We start from the raw sequence: 24,156 nt of genomic DNA on the forward strand, positions 1-24,156 counted from the left end.
CCACGCTGGCGGCTGTTCAGGACGCCAGGCTCCTGCGAAAGCGTGCCAGCGCGATGAGGAAGAACAGCAGGCCGATGGCCGTCAGCGCCAGCAAGTCCGGCCAGACCACGCTCAGCCCGGCGTCGCGAAACAGAATCGCGGCGCTGAGGCTGACAAAGTGCGTGGACGGCGAGCCCTGCATCACCCACTGCAACCATTGCGGCATGCTGTCCAGCGGTGTGCTGCCGCCCGACAGCAGCAACATCGGGATGATCACTGGAATCGCCAGCAGGCCGAACTGCGGCGTCGAACGCGCCAGCGTCGCCAGAAAGATGCCCAGCGCGGTGCTGGCAAACAGATAAACCGCCGTCACCAGTAAAAACAGGCTCATCGAGCCGGCCAATGGCACGCCCAGCAGGCCTTTGACCACCACTTCCAACGACAACCAGGTGCACAGCACCACCACCAGCAGGTTGCTCCAGATTTTCGCCAGCATGATTTCCAGCGCCGTCAGCGGCAGCACCAGCAAATGGTCGAGCGTGCCGTGTTCGCGTTCGCGCAGCAGCGCCGTGCCGGTGAGGATGATCGCCAGAATGGTGATGTTGTTGACGATCTGAATCACCGCCAGAAACCAGCCACCCTCCAGATTGGTGTTGAACAGCGCGCGAGTAGTCAGTAGCAGCGGCGCCTTGGTCGCTGCTTCACCCTGATCTGCATAGTCGAGTAACTCGCGTTGAAAGATCCGGCCAATGTAGCCAGCGCCCATGAACGCCTGGCTCATGGCCGTGGCGTCGACATTGACCTGAATCGCCGGTTGCCGCGCCGCCAGCAGATCGGTTTGAAAGCCCGCCGGGATGTTGATGACGAAGGTGTATTGACCGCTGTCCATCACCTGGTCCAGCTGAGGGTAAGGCAACAGCACCGGCGTCTGGAACTCCGGCGGCTGCAGGGCTTGGGCCAACTGGCGCGAGAGGGCGCTGTGGTCTTCGTCGACGATGGCCACGCTGGCGTTGTGTACGCCAATCACCGAACCCGCAGCGGGCATGTAGATCGCCACGGTAAAGGCGTAGAACAGAAACAGCAGCAACACGCTGTCATGGCGCAGGCTGGTCAGTTCCTTGAGGCCCAGGCGCAGGATATGTGCGAACTTGTGCATCAGGCCTCCTGCTTTTTCAGCATGATCAGGCTCAGCCCGGTGAACCCGACAAAGAACCCGAACAGCGCCAGGCACTGCGGCCACAGCTGACGCACGTCCAGCGCTTTGGTGAACGTGCCCACCGCGATGTCGAGGAAGTGCCCCGCCGGAAACAGCATGCCCATCACCGCGGCCGCACCCTCCAGCGACGAGCGCGGCACGATCAGCCCGGAGAACTGGATGGTCGGCAAGCTGGTGATGATCATGGTGCCGAGGATCGCGGCGATTTGTGTGCGGGTGAACGCCGAAATCAGCAGGCCCATGCTGGTGGTCGCCAGCACGTACAGCAGGCCGCCGAATGCCAGTGTCAGCAGGCTGCCCTTGAACGGCACGCCGAACAGCCAGCGATTCATCGCCACCAGCACCGCGAGGTTGACCAGACTGACCAGCAGGTACGGCGCCTGCTTGCCCAGCAGAAACTCCAAGCGGGTCAGGGGCGTGGCGTAGAAATTGGTGATCGAGCCCAACTCCTTTTCGCGCACGATGCCCAACGCCGTCAGCATCGCAGGAATGAAGGCGAGGATCAGCGCCATGACCCCGGGGCCGATGGCGTTGACGCTGACCACGTCCTGGTTATAGCGAAAACGGGTTTCCAGACTGGCCGCTGTCGGGTGGGCCAGCGCGGGGCTGCTTTGCTCGGCCAGTTGTTGCAGATTGGCCAGGTGCACGGCTTCAACATAGTTGCGGCTGGTTTCGGCGCGAAACGGCATGCCGCCATCCAGCCACGCCGCCACAGCGGGTTGGCGCCCGGCGTACAAATCGCGGCCGAATCCGGGCGGGATTTCCAGTGCCAGTTTGATTTCCGAGCGTTGCAGGCGCCGGTGCAGTTCCTGTGGATCGTGGATGGCCGGCTGTTCGTCGAAGTAGCGGGAGCCGCGAAACGCCTCAAGATAAGCCCGGCTCTGCGGCGTCTGATCCTGGTCGTACACGGCGAACGCGAGGTTTTCCACGTCCAGGGAAATCCCGTAGCCGAAAATCACCATCATGAAAATCGCCCCCGCCAGCGCGAATGCCATGCGCACCTTGTCGCGCAGCAGTTCCTTGCCTTCGCGACGGGCCACCGCCAGCAGGCGACCGAGGCTGAAACCGTGGCGGGGCAGCGGTGTTGTCGCTGCGCTCGGCGGCGCCATTTGCGGTTCGGCCGCAGGCGCTGGTGGCTGAGCGCCCTGAGCCTGTTCCAGGCAAGTGACGAAGGCCGCTTCCAGCGTCTCTCCCGCAAACTGGCGTTGCAGCGCCGCCGGGGTGTCGCAGGCGAGGACCTTGCCCGCGTGCATCAGCGAGATGCGGTCGCAGCGCTGCGCTTCGTTCATGAAGTGCGTGGAGAGGAAGATCGTTACGCCCTGTTCGCGGGACAACTCGATCAACAGTCGCCAGAAGTCATCGCGGGCTGCCGGATCGACGCCGGAGGTCGGCTCGTCGAGGATCAGCACTTCCGGGCGGTGCAGCACTGCCACCGCCAGCGACAGACGCTGGCGCAGCCCCAATGGCAATGCCCCGGATGGCTGGTCGGCGACCGCGAGCAGATTGAAGCGCTGAATCAATGCCTCGATGCGCTGTGCGCTCTCGGTTTTGGGCAGGTCGAACAGCCGCGCGTGCAGTTCGAGGTTCTGTCGCACACTGAGTTCGCCATACAGCGAAAAGCTCTGCGACATGAACCCGACCCGCTTGCGCGTGGCCAGATCCTTGGCGTTTACCGGGTTACCGAGCAGCGTCGCACTGCCTTCGCTGGCCGGCATCAGCCCGGTCAGGACTTTCATGGTGGTGGTCTTGCCGCAGCCGTTGGAGCCAAGAAAACCGAAAATCTCGCCACGGCCAATGGCAAAACTGACGTGATCCACGGCGGTGAAATCGCCGAAGCGCAGCGTCAGGTCGTGGGCTTGGATGGCGATGTCGTTGCTGTCGCCGGTGCGCGGTGGAATCACCAGCGGTTGAGCGTCGTGCTGGCTGTCACCCTGGAAATGGGTAAAGGCGTCATCGAGTTTGCCGCTGGGGGTGACGGCCGCCAGCTCGCGGCTCAGGCCGGTGGCGATCAACTGGCCGGCGTCGAGCATCAGGCAATGCTCGAATTGCTCGGCTTCTTCCATATACGCCGTGGCGACCAGCAGCGTCAGTTGCGGGCGCTGGCTGCGCACATCGTCGACCAGCTCCCAGAAATGCCGGCGCGAGAGCGGGTCGACGCCAGTAGTCGGCTCATCGAGGATCAACAGGTCGGGCTCATGGATCAGCGCGCAGCACAGCCCGAGTTTCTGCTTCATGCCGCCGGACAACTTGCCGGCGGGGCGCTCGGCAAATTTCAGCAAGTCGGTCGCGAGCAACAGGCTGTGCATGCGTTGCTCGCTTTCAGCCCTAGACAGGCCAAACAGCGTCGAGAAGAACTGAATGTTCTCGCGGATCGACAGCTCGGGGTACAGGTTGCCGCCCAGACCCTGCGGCATGAAGGCGATGCGTGCATAGAGTGTGTCGCGATGCCGGCGATCCTGGATCGCGCCTCCGAGCACTTGCAGTTGCCCTTGTTGCAGGGTTTTCACGCCGGCGATCAACCCCAACAGGCTGGACTTGCCCGCGCCATCGGGGCCGATCAACCCGCAGCGGGTTCCGGCGGGCAGGCTGAAGGCGATCTCCTTCAGCGCTTGCTGTTTGCCGTAGCGGTGGGCGATACCGTTCGCTTGAACCGCAAGGCTGCTCATTGCAGATTGGCCGGCCATTCGACGGGGGCGATGCGCACATAGCCGGCGCCGGGCATGCCGGGCTTGGCCTGTGGCACGGCGCTGGGCTGGGTCAGGCGCAACTTGACGCGGAACACCAGTTTTTGTCGCTCGTCGCGGGTCTCGACCTCTTTGGGAGTGAACTGCGATTTGGCTGCGACGAAGCTGATTTTTGCCGGCAGCGGGTTATCGGGCAAGGCATCGAGCAGCACGCGAGCGTCATCGCCCACCGCCAGGCGCCCAGCCACCGCGGCTGACAGATAGAGGTTCATGTACTGATCGTTGGGATCGATCAGCAACAAGACCCGGCCGCCGGCACCCAGCACTTCGCCGGGTTCGGCCATGCGCAGCTGGATCACGCCATCAATCGGCGCGCGCAGAAGGCTGTCGTCGATTTCGCTGGTCAGCTGCGCCACCTGCGCCTGCGCTGCGCCGATTGTTGCGCTGACGGCAGATACCTGGGCGCGGGCTGCGGTCACCGCAGCGTTGCCGGTGCCAATTCGCGACTGCAGTTGATCGATGATCTGCGCGCTGACGTAACCGTGCTTGAACAGTGACTGCGAGCGGCCGAGCTCTTGCTGGGCCAGCAGCAGCTCACTCTGACGCAACTGCACATTGGCCTGAGCGGCGTTGAGATTCTCCCGGGCGCGCAGGACTTCGGCTTCGGCCTGATTGCGCTGGGCTTCGAGGGTGCGGGTGTCCATGCGCGCCAGCAGTTGTCCTTTGCTGACCTTGTCGCCTTCATCCACCAGCACCTCGGCCAGGCGCCCGGGCGTCTTGCTGGCGATCTGCACCTCGGTTGCTTCCAGGCGCCCGTTGCCCATCGACAGCCCCTCGACCAGCCGGCTGCTGATCGACATCCAGTAACCGAGGCCACCCGCGGCGGCGAGTAACACCAGGAGCGAACCGGCATATAGAAGTGAAGAACGGCTGTGCGTCGACATGGGGGCATCCTGCGGCTGTGGCGTCCAGTCTGACTGTTCAAGCGTTTCACTCGCTTGATGTCAGTCAAATGAGCGCCAAGCCTAGCCCTTTTTTCGGGTAAAAAACCGTGACCGGAGAGTTCTCAGCGCAAACCGAGCACGACGGCCCACTGTTCGGCGGTCACCGGCATGACCGAAAGACGGCTGCCTTTTTGCACCAGCGGCATCTCGGCCAGTGCGGTCTGCTGCTTCAGATAATCCAGTTTCAGCACCCGGGCAAAGGTCTCGACGTGTGCAACATCGATTGCACTCCAGGCGTTTTTCTCGGGCGTGGCTTTCGGGTCGAAGTAATGGCTTTCGGGGTCCAGTGCGGTGGGATCCGGGTACGCTGCCTGAATAATCCTGCCGATTCCGGCAATCCCCGGCTCCGGGCAACTGGAGTGGTAGAAAAAGAACTCATCCCCGACCTCCATCGCCCGCAGGAAATTGCGCGCCTGATAGTTGCGAACCCCGTCCCAGCGCGCTTTTCCGAGTGTCTCCAGGCCTTTGATCGAGAGTTCGTCCGGCTCGGATTTCATCAGCCAATAGGCCATGTCTTTTGCTCCTCAAGCGGTGATTGGACAGGTTGTCGGGCAATTTTATGACAAACCGACGGTCGGTTGACGTCAGCATTTGCGCCCGGGTTCACGTTGTCGCAAAATGCCGGCCTTTAAAGCTTGACGCTGCTGCACGGCCTACGAACGGAAACCGCTGCTGTCATCGTGATGATGTGCCTTGAGGGGGGCAATCGATGAAACGCAAACCGGATTTGCTATGGACTTTGGTTATTTTGTTCGGCCTCGGCGTCGTAACCACCGGTTATGCGCAAAGTCTGTGGACGAGCAAGACCGATGCGCCGATTGAAGTCGCGCAACAGGTCCAACAGTCGACCGCGTTCAAGCGCTGAAACAGCCTTCCCGACGCCGCTGACCCGCGCGGCGTCTACCCTGCGAAATACCACGCCTTATCGGTGACCGTGCCCTGCAACGGTACATCCCAGCTGGCCTGCGCCAGGCGTTCGACCTTCTGACATTCATGGGCCAGCCCCAGCAACGTCGGCTTGCGCCAGTTTTTGCGCCGGGCCAGGTAGGCCAGACTGCGGTCGTAGAATCCGCCGCCCATCCCCAGCCGTCCGCCGACATCGTCAAACCCAACCAGTGGCAACAGCACCAGATCCAGGGTCCAGATCCTGCGTTGCTGAGCCAGATTGGCTCGCGGTTCGAGAATGCGAAAGCGATTGGGCTTGAGCCTGTCGCCCGGGCGAATCCGCTGGAACACCATTTTGGTTCGCGGCCAGGCACTGAGCACTGGCAGGTAGGTGGCCTTGCCGCGCCGCTGGGCTTCGCGCAGCAGCAGGCGCGGGTCGATTTCACCGTCGGTGGGCAGGTACAGGGAAATGTGTCTGGCCCGGCGAAAGTGCGGGTCTTGCGCCAGTTGGCGGAACAGGCCTTTGGCGGCCTGGCGTTGTTCGCCCGGGGTCAATGCGCGGCGCGTCTTGCGCAGCAGGCGACGGAGTTGCGGGCGGGGCAGCAGCGCAGGTTCGGTCATGGTTCGGCTTCGGCAGGTGAGGGCGAAAACGCACGCATAAAAAATCCGATGCCGGCAAAAACCGGCATCGGATTCGAATCAGGCTCCCCGGATGAACCGCTGTCAACTTAGCCCTTGAACCCGAAAGTTCAAGGTGGAGGATGCAGTAGACTTTAAGGCTTTCCGTCTGGCGGACATGCACACCAGCCCAACGTGCAACCTCCAGGGTAGTGCAAATCGGCTCAGGGACATCGTCAACTGGCAAGCACCCCAGGGAGTGCCGCGAGTATACCTCAAGCGGCCCGGCGAATCAGCCCTTGGTGACGTCCGGATCGGTCGCCAGCACCAGATCGACACGATCGAGCAAGTCGCGCACCTGTTCACGGGTCGAGCCGCTGGCCTGGATGTCCGGGCGCTCTTCTTTGTGCAAGAGGTCGTGGGTGATATTCAGCGCGGCCATCACGGCGATACGGTCGGCGCCGATGACTTTGCCGCTGCTGCGGATCTCGCGCATCTTGCCGTCCAGGTAGCGGGCGGCGCTGACCAGATTGCTGCGTTCTTCCTGGGGGCAGATGATCGAATATTCTTTATCGAGGATCTGCACGGTAACGCTATTGCTTGAACTCATGAGTCTTGCTCCAGGGCCTTGAGGCGCGAAATCATCGATTCGACCTTACGCCGGGCGATTTCGTTTTTTTCAATGAGGTGAGCGCGTTCCTCGCGCCAGGTCTTTTCCTGAGCTAGTAAGAGTGCGTTTTGACTCTTAAGTTGCTCCACTCGACTAATCAGCAGTTCGAGTCTGGCCATCAGCGCTTGCAGGTCGGTGTCTTCCATTGTGTCCACTGAGTCGGAGTCTGTCTGATGGGATAGCTGGCGGACAGCCTTTAATAGTCTTGGCGAGTCTGTCGATGTAGGATACAAGGCCTTCATTCTAGACATAGCGCCGTCTGGCGCCTAGCTGCCCATGACCATTGCGAATTCCCCGTACCAAGCCTTTGCCACCCTGCTGACTGCCAGCGGCCACAACGTCTCGCCTGCCGAACTGCATGGCCTGCTGCTCGGCCGCAGCTGCGCCGGCGCCGGCTTCGATAACGAAGGCTGGTTGATCGACGCCGCCGAACTGCTCGAAGGCGATATCCAGGACAACGTCCGCAACGCCCTGATCGGCCTGCAAGAAATGGTCAAGGGTGAGTTGACTGGCAGCGACGTGACCGTCGTTCTGCTGCTGCCGACCGATGATGCGCCGCTGGCCGACCGCGCCGCTGCACTGGGCCAATGGTGCCAGGGCTTCCTCAGCGGTTTCGGCCTGAACTGCCGCGACAGCAGCATGCTCAGCACCGAAGCGACCGAAGTGCTGCAGGATCTGGCGGCGATTTCCCAGGTGCAAGATGCCCTGGAAGAGTCCGAAGACGGCGAAACCGACTACATGGAAGTCATGGAGTATCTGCGCGTCGCGCCGCTGCTGCTGTTCTCGGAAACCAAGAAAGCCGACGTGCCGCCAGCCGCCAAGCCGTCGCTGCATTAATCGCGTGCCAGGGAAAGCCATCTGCCCATGACCCATATCCCCAAAGCGGAATACAGCCGTCGCCGCAAGGCCCTGATGGCGCAGATGGAACCCAACAGCATCGCGATCCTGCCCGCCGCCGCAGTCGCGATCCGCAACCGCGACGTCGAGCACGTCTATCGTCAGGACAGTGACTTTCAGTACCTCAGTGGATTCCCCGAGCCGCAGGCGGTCATCGTCCTGATGCCCGGCCGCGAGCATGGCGAGTACGTGCTGTTCTGCCGTGAACGCAACGCCGAACGCGAGTTGTGGGACGGTCTGCGCGCCGGGCAGGAAGGTGCAATCCGTGATTACGGCGCCGACGACGCGTTCCCGATTACCGACATCGACGACATCCTGCCGGGCCTGATCGAAGGCCGCGATCGGGTGTATTCGGCGATGGGCAGCAACCCGGAGTTCGATCGCCACCTGATGGACTGGATCAACGTGATCCGCTCCAAGGCGCACCTCGGCGCCCAGCCGCCGAACGAATTCGTTGCCCTGGATCACCTGCTGCATGACATGCGCCTGTATAAATCGGCGGCAGAAGTGAAGGTGATGCGCGAAGCAGCGCGGATTTCCGCTCAGGCGCATGTCCGCGCGATGCAGGCCAGCCGGCCGGGACTGTACGAGTACAGCCTGGAAGCCGAGCTCGATTACGAGTTTCGCAAGGGCGGGGCGAAGATGCCGGCTTACGGCTCGATTGTCGCCGCCGGACGCAACAGCTGCATCCTGCATTACCAGCAGAATGACGCGCTGCTCAAGGACGGCGATCTGGTATTGATCGACGCCGGTTGCGAAATCGACTGCTACGCCAGCGACATCACTCGCACCTGGCCGGTCAACGGCAAGTTCTCGCCAGAGCAAAAAGCGATTTACGAGTTGGTGCTGGCCTCGCAGGAAGCCGCATTCGCTGAAATCGCCCCGAACAAAAACTGGAATCAGGCGCACGAAGCCACGGTTCGGGTGATTACCACGGGGCTGGTGAAACTTGGATTGCTGCAAGGCGAGGTCGACGAATTGATCGCGACCGAAGCTTACAAAGCGTTTTACATGCACCGTGCCGGGCACTGGCTGGGCATGGATGTACACGACGTCGGCGAATACAAGGTCGGCGGCGAATGGCGGGTGCTGGAGGTCGGCATGGCGCTGACCGTGGAGCCGGGCATCTACATCGCCCCGGACAACCAGCACGTAGCAAAGAAATGGCGCGGCATTGGCGTGCGCATCGAGGATGACGTGGTAGTGACCAAGACCGGTTGTGAAATATTGACCAGCGGCGTACCGAAAACCGTCGCCGAGATCGAAGCGCTGATGGCGCAAGCACGGACACACGCGGCATGAGTCGAGTCAACCTGGCAATCATCGGCGGCGGTCTGGTCGGCGCCAGTCTGGCGCTGGCCTTGCAGGCTGGGGCCAAGGCGCGCGGCTGGAAGATCGTCCTGATCGAACCGTTCGCCCCCGGCGACAGTTGGCAACCGAGTTACGACGCCCGTTCATCGGCGCTGTCCTTCGGTTCACGGCAGATCTATCAGCGGCTGGGCGTCTGGCAGGAGATTTCCCGCCGCGCCGAGCCGATCAAACAGATTCACGTCTCCGATCGGGGTCGCTTCTCCACCGCCCGTCTGTCGGCGATGGAAGAGGGCGTGCCGGCGCTCGGTTATGTGGTGGAGAATGCCTGGCTCGGCCAGTGCCTGTGGCAGCATCTGGATAAAGACGTGATCAGTTGGCGTTGCCCGGCGGAGGTTACGCGCATGGAGCCGCTGCCCGACGGTTATCGCCTGACCCTCAACGATGAAACCAGCATCGAGTGCGATCTGGCCGTGCTCGCCGATGGTGGCCGTTCCGGTTTGCGCGAACAACTGGGCATCAACGTGCGCAAGCGCCCGTACAACCAGAGCGCGCTGATCGCCAACATCACCCCGAGCGAGGCGCACAACGGCATGGCCTTCGAGCGTTTCACCGACGAAGGACCGATGGCCTTGCTGCCGCTGCCGGACAACCGCTGTGCGCTGGTCTGGACCCGCCTGGGCATGGACGCGCAGCGTTTGGCAGACTTGAGCGAGCGCGATTTCCTCAGTGAATTGCAAGGCGTGTTCGGCTACCGCCTCGGCACCCTGAAACAGGTTGGCGCGCGGCATCTGTATCCGTTGTCGCTGGTCGAGGCCGAGGAGCAAGTGCGCTCGCATCTGGCGGTGCTCGGCAACGCTGCACACAGCCTGCACCCGATTGCCGGGCAGGGTTTCAACCTGTCCCTGCGTGATGCCGATGCTTTGGCCGCCGCACTGCTTGCCAGCGACCAGCCGCTGGGCGACTTCGCCACGTTGCAGGCCTATCGCGAGCGCCAGCGCCTGGATCAGGACCTTACAGTAGGCTTCTCCGATCAGGTTACCCGCCTGTTCGGCAGCACCCAGCCGTTGGTGTCGCTGGGGCGCAACATTGGCTTGCTCGGTCTCGATCTGCTGCCACCGGCCAAGCGCTGGTTTGCCCGTCAGGCCATGGGGCTGGGGACGCGGCCGGATGCTTGAGCGGCGGATCGTCACCTTCACTTTCAGCAGCGCGCCGCCCACTGGCGCGTTCGGTAAAACCCTTTACGGGCGGCGCATGCCGCCAGCGAGACAGGCTTAAAGCATGGAAATGCGCGCAGATCTGCTGATTGTCGGAGCCGGAATGGTCGGCAGCGCCCTCGCGTTGGCGCTGCAGGACAGTGGCCTGGAAGTGTTGCTGCTCGACGGCAGCCCGCTGAGCGTCAAACCGTTCGATGCCGCCGCGCCGTTCGAGCCGCGAGTGAGCGCCTTGTCGGCGGCCAGCCAGCGGATTCTCGAACGCCTTGGCGTCTGGGACGGCATCGCCAAACGCCGCAGCAGTCCCTACACCGACATGCATGTGTGGGACGGCAGCGGCACCGGGCAGATTCATTTCTCGGCGAGCAGTGTGCACGCCGATGTGCTGGGACATATCGTCGAAAACCGTGTGGTGCAGGATGCCTTGCTTGATCGTTTGCACGATTGCGATCTGGGTATGCTGGCCAACGCACGGCTGGAACAGATGCGCCGCTCCGGTGACGACTGGCTGCTGACCCTGGCCGACGGTCGCCAGTTGCGTGCGCCGCTGGTGATCGCGGCGGATGGCGCCCATTCGGCGGTGCGCCGGCTGACCGGCGTTGCCACCCGAGAGTGGGATTACCTGCACCACGCCATCGTCACCAGCGTGCGCAGCAGCAAGCCGCACCGGATGACCGCGTGGCAGCGTTTCACCGATCACGGGCCGCTGGCGTTTCTGCCGCTGGAGCGTGACGGGCAGCAAGACTGGTGCTCGATCGTCTGGTCGACCACGCCGAGTGAAGCCGAACGCCTGATGGCGCTGGATGAAGCCGCGTTCTGCCGTGAGCTGGAGCGTGCGTTCGAGGGTTGCCTGGGCGAAGTGCTCAGCGCTGACCCACGGTTGTGCGTGCCGCTGCGTCAACGTCACGCCAAGCGCTATGTCGCCGAAGGGCTGGCGCTGATTGGCGATGCGGCGCACACCATTCACCCGTTGGCCGGGCAGGGCGTCAACCTGGGTTTCCTTGATGCGGCGGTGCTGGCTGAAGTGCTGCTGCAAGCCGCGGAACGCGGCGAGCGCCTGGCGGACGTGAAGGTGCTGAGCCGTTACGAGCGTCGACGCATGCCGCACAACCTCGCGCTGATGGCGGCGATGGAGGGCTTCGAACGCTTGTTCCAGGCCGACCCGTTGCCAGTGCGCTGGTTGCGCAACGCCGGGTTGAAGCTGGTGGAGCAGATGCCCGAGGCCAAGGCTCTCTTTGTTCGTGAAGCACTTGGCCTCACAGGCGACCTCCCCGCGCTCGCCAAACCCTGAGTCGATAACGCTCTCTGTAGGAGCTGCCGAAGGCTGCGATCTTTTGATCTTGGTTTAAGATCGAAAGATCGCAGCCTCGTTTCACTCGGCAGCTCCTACAGGGGTGTGTTGCCCTGTGCAACATCTGGTAACTCCTTGGAAAAGAGTTCGATTGAGGTGGTAAATGTGAGTCCTTATCATTTGGCCCACATTTTCCGACCGAGAGATCACTCCCATGTTGGCACCCAAGCGTCTTCTGACCGCACTGGCCCTGACCCTGATCGGCAGCACTACCGCCCAGGCCGCCGACGAGGTGGTGGTCTATTCCTCGCGTATCGATGAGCTGATCAAACCGGTGTTCGACGCCTACACCGCGAAAACCGGGGTGAAGATCAAGTTCATCACCGACAAGGAAGCGCCGTTGATGCAGCGGATCAAGGCCGAAGGCGCAAACGCCACCGCCGACCTGCTGCTGACCGTCGATGCCGGCAACCTCTGGCAGGCCGAGCAGATGGGCATTCTGCAGCCGTTCACCTCGAAGACCATCGACGCCAACATTCCTGCGCAATATCGCTCCTCGACCCACGCCTGGACCGGCCTGAGCCTGCGCGCGCGGACCATCGCCTATTCCACCGAAAGGGTTAAACCGGGCGAGTTGACCACCTACGAAGCGCTGGCCGACAAGAACTGGGAAGGACGCCTGTGTCTGCGCACGGCGAAGAAGGTCTACAACCAGTCGCTGACCGCGACCATGATCGAAGTGCACGGCGCCGAGAAGACCGAGAAGATCCTCAAGGGCTGGGTCAACAACCTGTCCACCGATGTGTTCTCCGACGACGTCGCGGTGCTGGAAGCGATTAACGCCGGGCAGTGCGACGTCGGCATCGTCAACACCTACTACTACGGTCGCCTGCACAAGCAGAAACCGGACCTGCCGGTGAAACTGTTCTGGCCGAATCAGGCCGATCGCGGCGTGCATGTCAACCTGTCCGGTATCGGCCTGACCCAACATGCACCGCACCCGGAGGCAGCCAAGGCGCTGGTCGAATGGATGACCACACCTGAAGCGCAGAAAATCTTCGCCGACGTGAACCAGGAGTTCCCGGCCAACCCGGCGGTGGCACCTTCGGAAGAAGTGGCAGCGTGGGGCAAGTTCGTCGCTGACACCTTGCCGGTGGAAGTGGCGGGCAAGCGACAGGCTGAAGCGATCCGCATGATGGATCGGGCGGGCTGGAACTAAAACCTGGTTATATCCTGTGGCGAGGGGATTTATCCCCGATGGGGTGCGAAGCACCCCCAATGCCCTTAATCAAAGCGTACTGATACACCGCGGGCGTAGTTTTTACGAATGCTGCGCATCCGATCGGGGATAAATCCCCTCGCCACAATTGGGGCTGGCATTACGCTTGCGCCGACCCACGATTTATTAGAGAACCCCCTTGGCCCACCCCGCCCAACGCCGCTGGTACCCCATCGTCCTCGCCATTGCCGCGCTGGTGTTGCTGCCCCTGAGTGTCCTGCTGCTGTCGTGGCAGACCATTGATCAGCAGATCTGGTCGCACCTGTGGCAAACCCAGATGCCGCGTCTACTGGGCAACACCCTGACGCTGGTGTTTGGCGTTGGCGTCGGCGTGACGCTGCTCGGTGTCAGCCTGGCGTGGCTCACCAGCCTCTGCGAATTCCCCGGGCGGCGCTGGCTCGACTGGGCGCTGATGCTGCCGTTCGCCATTCCGGCCTACGTGCTGGCGTTCGTCTTCGTCGGTCTGCTGGACTTCGCCGGCCCGGTGCAAACCCTGTTGCGTGAGTGGTTCGGCAGCGGCCTGCGCCTGCCGCGTGTGCGCTCCACCGGCGGGGTGATCGTGGTGCTGGTGCTGGTGTTTTATCCCTACGTTTATCTGTTGGCGCGCACCGCGTTTCTGGCGCAGGGCAAAGGCCTGATGGAAGCGGCGCGGGTACTCGGGCAATCGCCCTGGCAGGCGTTCTGGCGGGTGGCGTTGCCGATGGCGCGTCCGGCGATTGGTGCCGGTGTGGCACTGGCGCTGATGGAGACATTGGCGGATTTCGGCGCGGTGTCGGTGTTCAATTTCGACACCTTCACCACCGCCATCTACAAGACCTGGTACGGCTTCTTCAGCCTGCCCAGCGCGGCGCAACTGGCCAGTCTGTTGCTGCTGGTGGTGATGCTGGTGCTGTACGGCGAGCGGCGCGCGCGCGGCGCCAATCGGGCGAGCAACGAGCGGCCACGGGTCAAGGCGTTGTATCACCTGAGCGGGATCAAGGCGTTCGCGGCGACCGGCTGGTGCGCTCTGGTGTTTGCTTGCGCATTCGTGATTCCAGTCCTGCAACTGATTGTCTGGTTCTGGCAGCGCGGGCGCTTCGATCTCGATGAACGTTACGCCGGGCTGATTCTGCACACCCTGTATCTGGGTGGCATGGCGGCATTGATCACCGTCAGCGTCGCGTTGCTGCTGGCCTTCGCCCGACGACTGGCGCCGACCCGGTCGATCCGTTCCGGGGTCAGTCTGGCCAATCTTGGTTATGCACTGCCGGGCTCGGTGCTGGCGGTGTCGATCATGCTGGCGTTCAGTTATCTCGACCGCGAACTGGTAATTCCGCTCTCAGGCTGGCTCGGCGGCGCCGGCAAGCCGCTGCTGCTGGGCAGTCTGGCGGCATTGCTGATGGCCTATCTGGTGCGCTTCATCGCGGTGGCCTACGGGCCGCTGGAAAACAGTCTGGCGCGTATACGGCCTTCATTGCCCGAAGCGGCACGTAGCCTCGGTGTCAGTGGGCCGCGACTGTTTTTCAAAGTGTATCTGCCGCTGTTGCTGCCCGGCACGCTGAGTGCGGCGCTGCTGGTGTTCGTCGATGTGCTCAAGGAAATGCCCGCGACCCTGCTGATGCGCCCGTTTGGCTGGGACACGCTGGCGGTGCGGATCTTCGAAATGACCAATGAGGGCGAGTGGGCGCGGGCGTCGCTGCCGGCGCTGACCCTGGTATTGGTCGGTCTGTTGCCGGTCATCGGCCTGATCCGCCGCTCGGCGCACCGAAACACTTAGTAGTGAGAGCTGAATCATGCGGCTACAATGCGCGGCATTCGGTGCGGTTCGTCTGACAGACCCGTTCGCTGAAATCGGCTGAAAGCCTTCTATTTAGCGGCTTTCACCCCGTGCAGCGGCTGTCCGCACCTTCGCCACGCCCGGAAGGAGAAACCCATGGGACAGCGTACGCCTCTGTATGACCTGCATCTCGCCCTCGGCGCGAAGATGGTCGATTTTGGCGGTTGGGACATGCCACTGCATTACGGCTCGCAGGTCGAGGAACACCATGAGGTGCGCCGCGATTGCGGGGTGTTCGATGTTTCCCATATGACCGTTATCGACGTCGATGGCCCACAGGCCAAGGGCTGGCTGCAGCATTTGCTGGCCAATGACGTCGAGCGCCTGCACCGCCCCGGCCGCGCGCTCTACAGCACGATGCTCAACGAGCGTGGCGGCATCGTCGACGACATGATCGTCTATCGCCTCGAAGACCGTTATCGTCTGGTATTCAACGCCTCCACTCGCGACCAGGATCTGGCATGGATGCAGGCGCAGGTCGACGGTTACGACGTGCAATTGCATGAGCGTCAGGATCTGGCGATGCTCGCCATTCAAGGCCCGCAGGCCCGGCAGAAAATTGCCGAACTGGTGACCCAGTCCCGCGCCGAACTGATCAAACATCTCAAACCGTTCGAAGCTCACGTCGATGGCGACTGGTTCATTGCGCGCACCGGCTACACCGGTGAGGATGGCCTGGAAATCGCCTTGCCGGCCGAGCAGGCGCCGGGATTTTTCAACGATCTGGTCGGTGCCGGCATTTCGCCGATCGGCCTCGGCGCCCGCGATACGTTGCGGGTCGAGGCCGGGATGAACCTCTACGGCCAGGACATTCATCAAGATGTCTCGCCGCTGGCATCCAATATGGCCTGGAGCATTGCCTGGGAACCGACCTCGCGGCAGTTCATCGGGCGTGCTGCGCTGGAAGCGGAAAAAGCCGCCGGCGTTGCGCACAAACTGGTGGGGCTGGTGCTTGAGGAGCGCGGTGTTTTACGTGCCCATCAGGTGGTTCGTATCGCCGATGTTGGCGAAGGAGAGATCACCAGTGGTAGTTTCTCTCCTACGCTAAGCAAATCGATTGCCCTGGCGCGTGTACCGATGGCCACCGCCGACCGCGCCGAAGTGGAAATCCGTGGCAAGTGGTATCCGGTACGAGTGGTCAAACCGACCTTCGTGCGCCATGGCAAAACCTTGATCTGACCTTTTCCGGCGGGCCTGACCGCTGACAATTTCTTGAGGACACCGAGCATGAGCAATATCCCCGCTGAACTGCGTTTTGCCGAAAGTCATGAATGGGCACGCCTGGAAGCCGACGGCACCGTTACCGTGGGCATCAGCGATCACGCGCAGCAAGCGCTGGGCGATGTGGTGTTTGTCGAGTTGACTGAAGTGGGCAAGGTGTTTGCAGCCGGTGAAGCGGCCGGTGTGGTCGAGTCCGTGAAAGCGGCGTCCGACATCTACTCGCCGATCAGCGGCGAAGTGACCGCAATCAACGAAGCGCTGGCTGACGCGCCGGAAGAGCTGAACAACGACCCTTACAACGCCTGGATTTTCAAGCTCAAGCCAAGCGACAAAGCCGAGCTGGAAAAACTGCTGGACGCCGAGGGCTACAAGGCTGCAATCGGCGAATAATCCTCGCCCCCTGTAGGAGCTGCCGCAGGCTGCGATCTTTTGACTTTGTTTTTAAAGACAAGATCAAAAGATCGCAGCCTGCGGCAGCTCCTACATTAAGAGCGCTTCAGGGTTTCAATACCGCTTTCACCGCCGCCACCGACCGCTCGACATCTTCCTTGATCATGGTGTTGAACATCGGCAACGACACAATCAGTCGCCCGACGCGCTCGGCCACCGGCAGCATGCCTTCCTTGAAACCGCGCTCGCGGTACAGACTCAGCAAATGAATCGGCGGGTAGTGATAGCCGATGCCGACGCCGTGTGCCTGCATCTGTTCCATGAACGTAGCGCGGGCCGGCAAACCGTCCTTGCGCTCCGGCAGTACCAGCTGAAACAGGTGCCAGTTGCTGTGAGTGAAATCCGCTGGCGGCAGTTGCGCGCCATAGGTCGCTTCAAAGTCATCGCCAAAACATTTGAAATAGTGCCGGGCCAGTTCCTGACGATGGGCGGTCAGCGCCTCGATATGGGCGAACTGGCCGAGGCCGATGGTGGCGGCGATGTCGGTCATGTTGAACTTGCCACCGAGCACATCGACGTCCAGACCATCAAAGCCGTTGCGGGTCACGCCCTGCAGGCGGTACTTCTCCGCCAGCCGCGCCTCTTCCGGGGTGTTCAGCACCAGGCAGCCGCCCTCGGAACAGGTCACGTTCTTGTTGGCCTGGAAACTGAACGACACGAAGTCGCCAGTGGCGCCGATGCGCTGGCCGTTCCAGCTCGAACCCAACGCCTGCGCGGCGTCTTCGACAATCCGCAGATTGTGTTTGCGCGCGATGGCATATAGCCGATCCATGTCCACCGGCAGGCCGGCGAGGTACACCGGAATCAGCGCTTTGGTGCGTGGGGTGATCGCTGCCTCGAGCTTGTCCAGATCAATGTTGCGGGTCACCGGGTCGATGTCGGCGAACACCGGGGTGGCGCCGACTTCGAGGATCACGTTGGCGGTGGCGACCCAGGAAATCGGCGTGGTGATCACTTCGTCACCCGGGCCAATGCCGGCGATGCGCAGGGCGATTTCCATGGTGCAGGTGCCGGAGTTGAAGGTGCGCACCGGGCGTCCGCCGAAATATTCCGACAACTGCGCTTCAAAGGCCTGGACCTTCGGCCCGCTGGTGATCCAGCCGGAGCGCAGTACATCGCCGACGGCGGCAATCGTGGCTTCATCAATGACAGGTTTGGAAAACGGCAGGAACGGCAGTTGGCTCATGAGGGTTCGATCATCCGGAAGTTGGACGCCTGATGCAGGCGCTACAGCATGCCCCGGAACCCCCGCTGCCGCCAAGCCGTGCGCGTCGGTATCGGCTGCTATGCTGGTTTGACCGTGTTGCATTGACGCCGAGCAGCCAAGAGAGAGCCCGTCATGTCCCAGTTGCCATCCTTGAGCCAGTTACGCGACCCCGAAGTCTTCCTGCGCCGCCATTTGGGGCCCGACGCTGCCGAGCAACAGGCGATGCTCGACAGCCTCGGTCTCGGCAGCCGGGTTGAACTGATCGAGCAGACGGTGCCGCCGGGCATTCGGCTGAACCGGGTACTGGATTTGCCGCCGGCCCTTGATGAGCAGGCGGCGCTGGCCAAGCTGCGCGGTTACGCCGAGCAGAATCAGGTGTGGACCAGTCTGATCGGCATGGGCTACTACGGCACGCTGACGCCGACCGTCATTCTGCGTAACGTGCTGGAAAATCCTGGTTGGTACACCGCGTACACCCCGTATCAACCGGAGATCGCCCAGGGCCGTCTCGAAGCGTTGCTGAATTTTCAGCAACTGACCATCGACCTCACCGGACTTGAACTGGCCAACGCCTCGTTACTCGACGAAGCCACCGCCGCTGCAGAAGCCATGGCGCTGGCCAAGCGTGTGGCGAAGTCGAAGAGCAATCTGTTTTTCGTCGATGAGAACTGTCATCCGCAAACCATCTCCGTGGTGCAGACCCGCGCCGAAGGTTTCGGCTTCGAGCTGATCATCGACGCTGTGGATAACCTCAACCAGCATCAGGTATTCGGCGCGTTGCTGCAGTATCCCGACACTCATGGCGAGATCCGTGATCTGCGTCCGGTCATCGATCAGTTGCACGCGCAGCAGGCGTTAGCGTGTGTCGCCACCGATCTGCTGAGCCTGTTGCTGTTGACGCCGCCGGGTGAACTGGGCGCGGACGTGGTGTTCGGTTCGTCCCAGCGCTTTGGCGTACCGATGGGCTACGGTGGCCCGCACGCAGCGTTTTTTGCCAGCCGTGAGGAGTACAAACGGGCGATTCCGGGGCGGATCATCGGCGTGTCGAAAGACGCACGCGGTAACGTCGCGTTGCGCATGGCCCTGCAAACCCGTGAGCAACATATTCGCCGCGAGAAGGCCAACTCGAACATCTGCACCGCGCAGGTGCTGCTGGCCAACATCGCCAGTTGCTACGCGGTGTATCACGGGCCGCAAGGCTTGAAACGCATCGCCCAGCGCGTGCACCGCTTGACCTGCATCCTGGCGGCGGGCCTTGAGCGCCATGGTATTGCGCGGGTCAACGGACAGTTTTTCGACACCCTCACGCTGGAGGTGGGTGGTGCGCAGAGCGCGATCATCGACAGTGCCAGGGCCGCGCAGATCAACCTGCGGATTCTCGGCCGTGGCCGAGTGGGGTTGAGCCTCGACGAGACGTGCGATGAAAACACGGTGGCGAAGCTGTTCGATGTGCTGCTCGGTGCCGATCATGGTTTGAACGTCGACGACATTGACGCAGAAGCACTGGTTTCCGGCATTCCCGACCATCTGCAGCGCAACACGCCGTACCTGCGCCACCCGGTGTTCAACGCGCATCACAGCGAAACCGAGATGCTGCGCTACCTCAAGCAACTGGAGAACAAGGATCTGGCGCTCAACCAGTCGATGATCCCGCTGGGCTCCTGCACCATGAAACTTAACGCCACCAGCGAGATGATCCCCATCACCTGGCCGCAGTTCGCCAATCTGCACCCGTTCGCGCCTCGGGAGCAGGCAGTCGGTTACACCTTGATGATCGAAGAACTGCAGCGCTGGCTGTGCGCGATCACCGGGTTCGATGCAATCTGCATGCAGCCCAACTCCGGGGCTCAGGGCGAGTACGCCGGGCTGCTGGCGATTCGCAAATATCACGAGAGCCGGCATCAGGGCGCGCGGGATATTTGCCTGATCCCGTCCTCGGCCCACGGCACCAACCCGGCCTCGGCGCAGATGGCCGGGATGCGCGTGGTGATCGTCGAATGCGACGAGGCCGGCAACGTCGATCTGGACGACCTGAAAACCAGGGCGGCCGAGGCGGGGGACAAATTGTCGTGCCTGATGGCGACCTATCCGTCGACCCATGGTGTTTACGAGGAGGGCATCAGCGAAATCTGCGAAGTTATCCACCAGCACGGCGGGCAGGTGTACATGGACGGCGCCAATCTGAATGCGCAGGTCGGGCTGGCGCGGCCGGCGGACATCGGCGCCGACGTGTCGCACATGAACCTGCACAAGACGTTCTGCATTCCCCACGGCGGTGGCGGGCCGGGCATGGGGCCGATCGGCATTCGCGCGCACCTGGCGCCGTTCGTCGCCAATCATCCGGTTGTGCCGATTGACGGCCCGCTGCCGCAGAACGGCGCAGTCAGCGCGGCGCCGTGGGGCAGTGCGAGTATTTTGCCGATCAGCTGGATGTACATCGCGATGATGGGGCCGCAACTGGCGGATGCCAGTGAGGTGGCGATCCTCGCCGCGAACTATCTGGCGCAGCATTTATCCGGCGCATTTCCGGTGCTGTATACCGGGCGCAACGGGCGGGTGGCCCATGAATGCATTCTCGATCTGCGGCCGTTGAAGGCGCAGACCGGGATCAGCGAAGAAGACGTCGCCAAGCGCCTGATGGACTACGGTTTCCATGCGCCAACCATGTCTTTTCCGGTGCCGGGGACGTTGATGGTCGAGCCGACCGAGAGCGAATCCAAGGCCGAACTGGACCGGTTTATCGGCGCCATGCTGAGCATCCGTGCGGAAATCACCGAAGTGCAGAACGGCAACTGGCCGGCGGAAGACAACCCGCTCAAGCGCGCGCCGCATACCCTGGCGGATGTCACCGGAGTCTGGGAGCGGCCTTACAGCATCGAGCAGGGCATCACCCCGGATGCACACACCAAGGCGCACAAGTATTGGCCGGCGGTGAATCGGGTGGATAACGTTTATGGGGATCGCAATCTGTTTTGTGCCTGCGTCCCGGTGGACGATTACCGCTGAAGAGCAAAAGATCGCAGCCTTCGGCAGCTCCTACACTGATCCCTGTAGGAGCTGCCGAAGGCTGCGATCTTTTGCTTTTTGCTTAAAAAAATGCCGCTCGATCGAGCGGCATTTTTGTTGGCGCCGGGCTTACTCGGAAGCCACTGCGTTCTTCGCCAGAATCGCATTCGCCAGTTCCATGTCCGTGGCCTGCAGGCCCGGATTGTCGGCGCGGACTTTCTGCATGGCTGCTTCCAGATATGGCCCACGAATGCCGCCATCGCTGGCGACGAAGCTGCCGGCGTCGTCCTGCGCGGCAACGATCAGCTTGTGATCCTTGAAGGTCAGGTAGGTCGAACCGGTGGTGGCGCCGGACGAAATGACGTTACGCCAAAAGCTGTCGGCCATCGCTGAACCAACGGGAAGGGACAGCAAGGCAAGGGTGGCGACAGCAAGTTTGAGACGCATGATTGAGTGACTCCTGGGGGTTAACTACGGCGTTGGATAACGATTCCCCGATCCGGTTCCGTAGCGGCCTATTTCTGCTCGCTCTGCGGTGTCACCCGCAGCACTTCTTCGAGGGTGGTCAGCCCCGCCGCGACCTTCTGCGCACCCGACAGGCGCAGGCTGCGCATGCCTTCCTTGAAGGCTTGCCGGCGGATGGCGGTGAGGTCGGTGTCGGGGGTGATGAGCGCTTTGAGGCTATCGCTCAACTGCATGATTTCGTAGACCCCGGCGCGTCCGCGATAACCGGTGTCGCGACACTCCAGGCAGCCGATCGCGCGTTGCGCATTGCCCGGCAGCGGCGCCTGCCAGGGGCGGGTCAGGGTCTGCCAGTCCTCCTCTTCCAGCGTCAGCGGCGCCTTGCAGTGCGGGCACAAGGTACGCACCAGACGCTGGGCCATGACCCCGAGCACCGTGGCCTTGATCAGGTAGTGCGGCACGCCGAGTTCGAGTAACCGGCTGATAGCGCTGGGGGCATCGTTGGTGTGCAGGGTCGACAGCACCAGGTGGCCGGTGAGTGCCGCCTGAATCGCCATTTCCGCGGTTTCCAGGTCGCGAATCTCGCCGATCATGATGATGTCCGGGTCTTGCCGCATCAGCGCGCGCACGCCGGCGGCGAAGCTCAGGTCGATGTTGTGCTGCACCTGCATCTGGTTGAACGCCGGCTCGACCATTTCGATCGGGTCTTCGATGGTGCAGAGGTTGATCTCCGGCGTCGCCAGTTTCTTCAGCGTGGTGTAGAGCGTGGTGGTCTTGCCCGAACCGGTTGGCCCGGTGACCAGGATGATGCCGTTGGGCTGGCGGGTCATGTCCTGCCAGCGGCGCAGGTCATCGGCGGAAAAGCCCAACTGATCGAAGTCCTTGAGCAGCACTTCCGGGTCAAAAATCCGCATGACCATTTTTTCGCCAAACGCGGTGGGTAGCGTTGAAAGCCGCAGCTCCACCTCGCCGCCGTCCGGGGTTTTGGTTTTGACCCGGCCGTCCTGGGGTTTGCGCTTCTCGGCGACGTTCATCCGCCCGAGGCTTTTCAGGCGACTGACGATCGCCATGGTCACCTGCGGCGGGAATTGATAGACGTTGTGCAGCACGCCGTCGATGCGGAAACGCACGGTGCCCTGTTCGCGGCGCGGTTCGATGTGGATATCGCTGGCGCGCTGCTGGAAGGCGTACTGGAACAGCCAGTCGACGATGTTGACGATATGCGCATCGTTGGCATCCGGCTCCTGATCGCTGGCGCCGAGATTGAGCAGTTGTTCGAAGTTGCCGAGGTTGCCGCTTTGCTGATCGGCATTGCTGGCGCCGCTGACCGATTTGGCCAGGCGGAAGAACTCGACGCTGAAGCGCTGGATGTCCACCGGGTTGGCGACCACCCGTTTGATCGGCAGCTTCAGCACGTGGGTCAAGTCAGCCTCCCAACCGGTGACGTAGGGCTGGGCGCTGGCCACGACCACCGCATCGCGGTCGACCGCCACCGCGAGAATCCTGTGCCGCTGGGCAAAGGCGTAGGACATCAGCGGGGTGATGGCGGCGACGTTGATCTTCAACGGGTCGATGCGCATGTACGGTTGGCCGGCCTGCTGCGCCAGCCACAGGGTCAGGCTTTCCAGATCCAGATGTTTACCCGGACGGCTGAGGTCATCCAGTTGCTGGCTGGCAATGAACTCCAGCGGGTGCTGCTGGCCGTGGGTCGCGTGGCGGCGTCGGGCATTGAGCGCCTGCTCCGCCGAATCCTGGCTGATGAACCCTTGGGCGACCAATTCACGCAACACATCGTTGAGATCCAGCCAGCGGTCCTGAGTGGCGAGTTGAACGGACATGCGGGCTCCTTTTGAACGACAGTTCGCAAAGGATAGTCGTGGCCCCGCAGACCGTTGGGCCACTACCCGACAAAGCCGTTGCCGGATTTTTCAGCCAACCGCTTGCGCGGGCGTATCCCACGCCGCGTCGGCGTTTTGCAGGTTGACCGAGCAGACGCTGATCAGGTTACGAAGTTTTTCAGCAATCACTTGGGCGCGATGCCAACTGAAACCGCCCATGACGATGTCGATCGACATCAAGTCGTCCATCCGCTGCACATTGACCTGTTCAGGCGTGAGGAACTGCAGCGCGAACAGGTTCAGCACCCGCACCAGCAGATCCGGCTCGGCTTCGGCGAGGATCTGATACTGCGCCAGGCAATGGCTGTTGTTGACGTTCCAGACATCGGCCCGGGTTGGTGCGGTATTCACGGCTTCGAGGTGCGGCATGGCGAGTCTCCAAATAATACTGGAGAAATTTTTACATTCGGTGCCGGGTATTTCTTGGCTAAGATCGGTGTAATTGGCGAATGGTCGACTGGATTGATTCGCATGAATTGATATTTGAGGTTTTTCTATGCACAGCGATCTGGACAGCTACGACCGCAGGATTCTCGCCCTGCTGCAAGAGGACGCTTCCTTGTCCAGCGCACAGATCGCCGAGCAGGTGGGCCTGTCGCAGTCACCGTGCTGGCGGCGCATTCAGCGGATGAAGGAGGAGGGCATCATTCGCGGCCAGGTGACCTTGCTTGATCGCAAGAAGATCGGCCTGAACACGCAGATCTTCGCCGAGATCAAGCTCAACGCCCACGGGCGGTCGAACTTCACCGAATTCACCGAGGCGATTCGCGGTTTTCCGGAAGTGCTGGAGTGCTACGTGCTGATGGGCGCGGTAGATTTTCTGTTGCGGATTGTCGCGGCGGACATCGAGGCGTATGAGCGGTTCTTTTTCGAGAAACTGTCGCTGGTGCCGGGGATTCAGGAAGTGAATTCGATTGTGGCGCTGTCGGAGATCAAGTCCACCACCAGCCTGCCGGTCATGCGCTGATGGCCTCTGTGGCGAGGGGATTCATCCCCGATGGGTCGCGAAGCGGCCCCGCTTTAGTCGAAAGCAGGGACTGCTGCGCAGTCC

The 24,156-nt window shown here is 62.1% G+C and carries 22 protein-coding genes and 1 other RNA gene; 11 read left to right on the top strand and 12 right to left on the bottom strand.

Going from position 1 to position 24,156, the window contains the following annotated elements:
* Positions 1-16: 16 nt before the first annotated feature.
* The 4 genes from ACTJKS_RS19780 to ACTJKS_RS19795 all read right to left on the bottom strand — a co-directional run bounded on the left by ACTJKS_RS19780 (position 17) and on the right by ACTJKS_RS19795 (position 5,395).
* Positions 17-1,135, bottom strand: a complete 1,119-nt coding sequence (locus ACTJKS_RS19780) for an ABC transporter permease (protein WP_108184155.1) — start codon at positions 1,133-1,135, stop codon at positions 17-19.
* Positions 1,135-3,861, bottom strand: coding sequence for a ribosome-associated ATPase/putative transporter RbbA (gene rbbA, locus ACTJKS_RS19785; protein ID WP_108184154.1), 2,727 nt, complete (start codon positions 3,859-3,861; stop codon positions 1,135-1,137). The genes ACTJKS_RS19780 and rbbA overlap by 1 nt, the downstream gene beginning before the upstream one ends.
* A complete protein-coding gene (locus ACTJKS_RS19790) occupies positions 3,858-4,823 on the bottom strand; it encodes an HlyD family secretion protein (RefSeq protein WP_108184153.1) in 966 nt (321 codons plus the stop codon). The genes rbbA and ACTJKS_RS19790 overlap by 4 nt, the downstream gene beginning before the upstream one ends.
* 122 nt (positions 4,824-4,945) lie before the next feature.
* Entirely contained in the window at positions 4,946-5,395 is a 450-nt protein-coding gene (locus ACTJKS_RS19795; protein ID WP_108184152.1) for an EVE domain-containing protein, read from the bottom strand.
* Between the two features lie 197 nt (positions 5,396-5,592).
* Here ACTJKS_RS19795 and ACTJKS_RS19800 point away from each other — a divergent pair, with 197 nt between their 5' ends.
* Positions 5,593-5,748 (top strand): hypothetical protein, encoded by a 156-nt coding sequence (locus tag ACTJKS_RS19800; RefSeq protein WP_086792358.1) that lies wholly within the window; start codon positions 5,593-5,595, stop codon positions 5,746-5,748.
* Between the two features lie 35 nt (positions 5,749-5,783).
* Here the strand turns inward: ACTJKS_RS19800 and ACTJKS_RS19805 are convergent, their stop codons facing one another.
* From ACTJKS_RS19805 to ACTJKS_RS19820, 4 genes are all read right to left on the bottom strand, one after another.
* Positions 5,784-6,389: a 5-formyltetrahydrofolate cyclo-ligase gene (locus ACTJKS_RS19805; protein WP_108184151.1), complete on the bottom strand. Its 606-nt coding sequence runs from the start codon at positions 6,387-6,389 to the stop codon at positions 5,784-5,786.
* An 80-nt stretch (positions 6,390-6,469) separates the two neighbouring features.
* A non-coding RNA gene (gene ssrS / locus ACTJKS_RS19810) (6S RNA) lies at positions 6,470-6,648 on the bottom strand.
* A 30-nt stretch (positions 6,649-6,678) separates the two neighbouring features.
* A complete protein-coding gene (locus ACTJKS_RS19815) occupies positions 6,679-6,996 on the bottom strand; it encodes a cell division protein ZapA (RefSeq protein WP_008055229.1) in 318 nt (105 codons plus the stop codon).
* A complete protein-coding gene (locus tag ACTJKS_RS19820; protein ID WP_025112001.1) occupies positions 6,993-7,202 on the bottom strand; it encodes a TIGR02449 family protein in 210 nt (69 codons plus the stop codon). Before ACTJKS_RS19820 ends, ACTJKS_RS19815 begins: the two co-directional genes overlap by 4 nt.
* Positions 7,203-7,332: 130 nt before the next feature.
* On the opposite strand from ACTJKS_RS19820, the gene ACTJKS_RS19825 reads away from it, so the two are divergent.
* From ACTJKS_RS19825 to gcvH, 8 genes are all read left to right on the top strand, one after another.
* A complete protein-coding gene (locus tag ACTJKS_RS19825) occupies positions 7,333-7,893 on the top strand; it encodes a YecA/YgfB family protein (protein ID WP_041072076.1) in 561 nt (186 codons plus the stop codon).
* Positions 7,894-7,920: 27 nt separating this feature from the next.
* A complete protein-coding gene (pepP, locus tag ACTJKS_RS19830; protein ID WP_108184150.1) occupies positions 7,921-9,255 on the top strand; it encodes a Xaa-Pro aminopeptidase in 1,335 nt (444 codons plus the stop codon).
* Positions 9,252-10,439, top strand: coding sequence for a 2-octaprenyl-6-methoxyphenyl hydroxylase (gene ubiH, locus ACTJKS_RS19835; RefSeq protein ID WP_108184149.1), 1,188 nt, complete (start codon positions 9,252-9,254; stop codon positions 10,437-10,439). Before pepP ends, ubiH begins: the two co-directional genes overlap by 4 nt.
* Positions 10,440-10,548: 109 nt before the next feature.
* Positions 10,549-11,766, top strand: a complete 1,218-nt coding sequence (locus ACTJKS_RS19840; RefSeq protein ID WP_177327922.1) for a 2-octaprenyl-3-methyl-6-methoxy-1,4-benzoquinol hydroxylase — start codon at positions 10,549-10,551, stop codon at positions 11,764-11,766.
* A 214-nt stretch (positions 11,767-11,980) separates the two neighbouring features.
* A complete protein-coding gene (locus ACTJKS_RS19845) occupies positions 11,981-12,985 on the top strand; it encodes an extracellular solute-binding protein (protein WP_108184148.1) in 1,005 nt (334 codons plus the stop codon).
* A 199-nt stretch (positions 12,986-13,184) separates the two neighbouring features.
* The gene (locus ACTJKS_RS19850; RefSeq protein WP_440828980.1) at positions 13,185-14,801 is read left to right on the top strand and encodes an ABC transporter permease; all 1,617 of its coding nucleotides are present in this window, start codon (positions 13,185-13,187) and stop codon (positions 14,799-14,801) included.
* Positions 14,802-14,957: 156 nt separating this feature from the next.
* Positions 14,958-16,040 carry a glycine cleavage system aminomethyltransferase GcvT gene (gene gcvT / locus ACTJKS_RS19855; protein WP_108184146.1) on the top strand — a complete coding sequence of 361 codons (1,083 nt, stop codon included), beginning with the start codon at positions 14,958-14,960 and terminating at the stop codon, positions 16,038-16,040.
* Between the two features lie 48 nt (positions 16,041-16,088).
* Positions 16,089-16,472, top strand: coding sequence for a glycine cleavage system protein GcvH (gene gcvH, locus ACTJKS_RS19860; protein WP_142579867.1), 384 nt, complete (start codon positions 16,089-16,091; stop codon positions 16,470-16,472).
* Positions 16,473-16,578: 106 nt separating this feature from the next.
* Here the strand turns inward: gcvH and ACTJKS_RS19865 are convergent, their stop codons facing one another.
* On the bottom strand, positions 16,579-17,718 hold the full coding sequence (locus ACTJKS_RS19865) for a DegT/DnrJ/EryC1/StrS family aminotransferase (RefSeq protein ID WP_108184144.1): 1,140 nt from the start codon (positions 17,716-17,718) through the stop codon (positions 16,579-16,581).
* A gap of 153 nt (positions 17,719-17,871) precedes the next feature.
* On the opposite strand from ACTJKS_RS19865, the gene gcvP reads away from it, so the two are divergent.
* A complete protein-coding gene (gene gcvP, locus ACTJKS_RS19870; protein WP_108184143.1) occupies positions 17,872-20,745 on the top strand; it encodes an aminomethyl-transferring glycine dehydrogenase in 2,874 nt (957 codons plus the stop codon).
* Between the two features lie 129 nt (positions 20,746-20,874).
* Here the strand turns inward: gcvP and ACTJKS_RS19875 are convergent, their stop codons facing one another.
* The 3 genes from ACTJKS_RS19875 to ACTJKS_RS19885 all read right to left on the bottom strand — a co-directional run bounded on the left by ACTJKS_RS19875 (position 20,875) and on the right by ACTJKS_RS19885 (position 23,474).
* Positions 20,875-21,195, bottom strand: coding sequence for a DUF2388 domain-containing protein (locus tag ACTJKS_RS19875; RefSeq protein WP_169843014.1), 321 nt, complete (start codon positions 21,193-21,195; stop codon positions 20,875-20,877).
* 65 nt (positions 21,196-21,260) lie between these two features.
* Entirely contained in the window at positions 21,261-23,045 is a 1,785-nt protein-coding gene (locus tag ACTJKS_RS19880) for a GspE/PulE family protein (protein ID WP_108184142.1), read from the bottom strand.
* A 90-nt stretch (positions 23,046-23,135) separates the two neighbouring features.
* Entirely contained in the window at positions 23,136-23,474 is a 339-nt protein-coding gene (locus ACTJKS_RS19885) for a hypothetical protein (RefSeq protein WP_108184141.1), read from the bottom strand.
* A 127-nt stretch (positions 23,475-23,601) separates the two neighbouring features.
* On the opposite strand from ACTJKS_RS19885, the gene ACTJKS_RS19890 reads away from it, so the two are divergent.
* The gene (locus tag ACTJKS_RS19890; RefSeq protein WP_108184140.1) at positions 23,602-24,072 is read left to right on the top strand and encodes an Lrp/AsnC family transcriptional regulator; all 471 of its coding nucleotides are present in this window, start codon (positions 23,602-23,604) and stop codon (positions 24,070-24,072) included.
* Positions 24,073-24,156: the final 84 nt, after the last annotated feature.

It is taken from the genome of Pseudomonas sp. 22189, from assembly GCF_052045635.1.
Lineage (GTDB): Bacteria > Pseudomonadota > Gammaproteobacteria > Pseudomonadales > Pseudomonadaceae > Aquipseudomonas > Aquipseudomonas parakoreensis.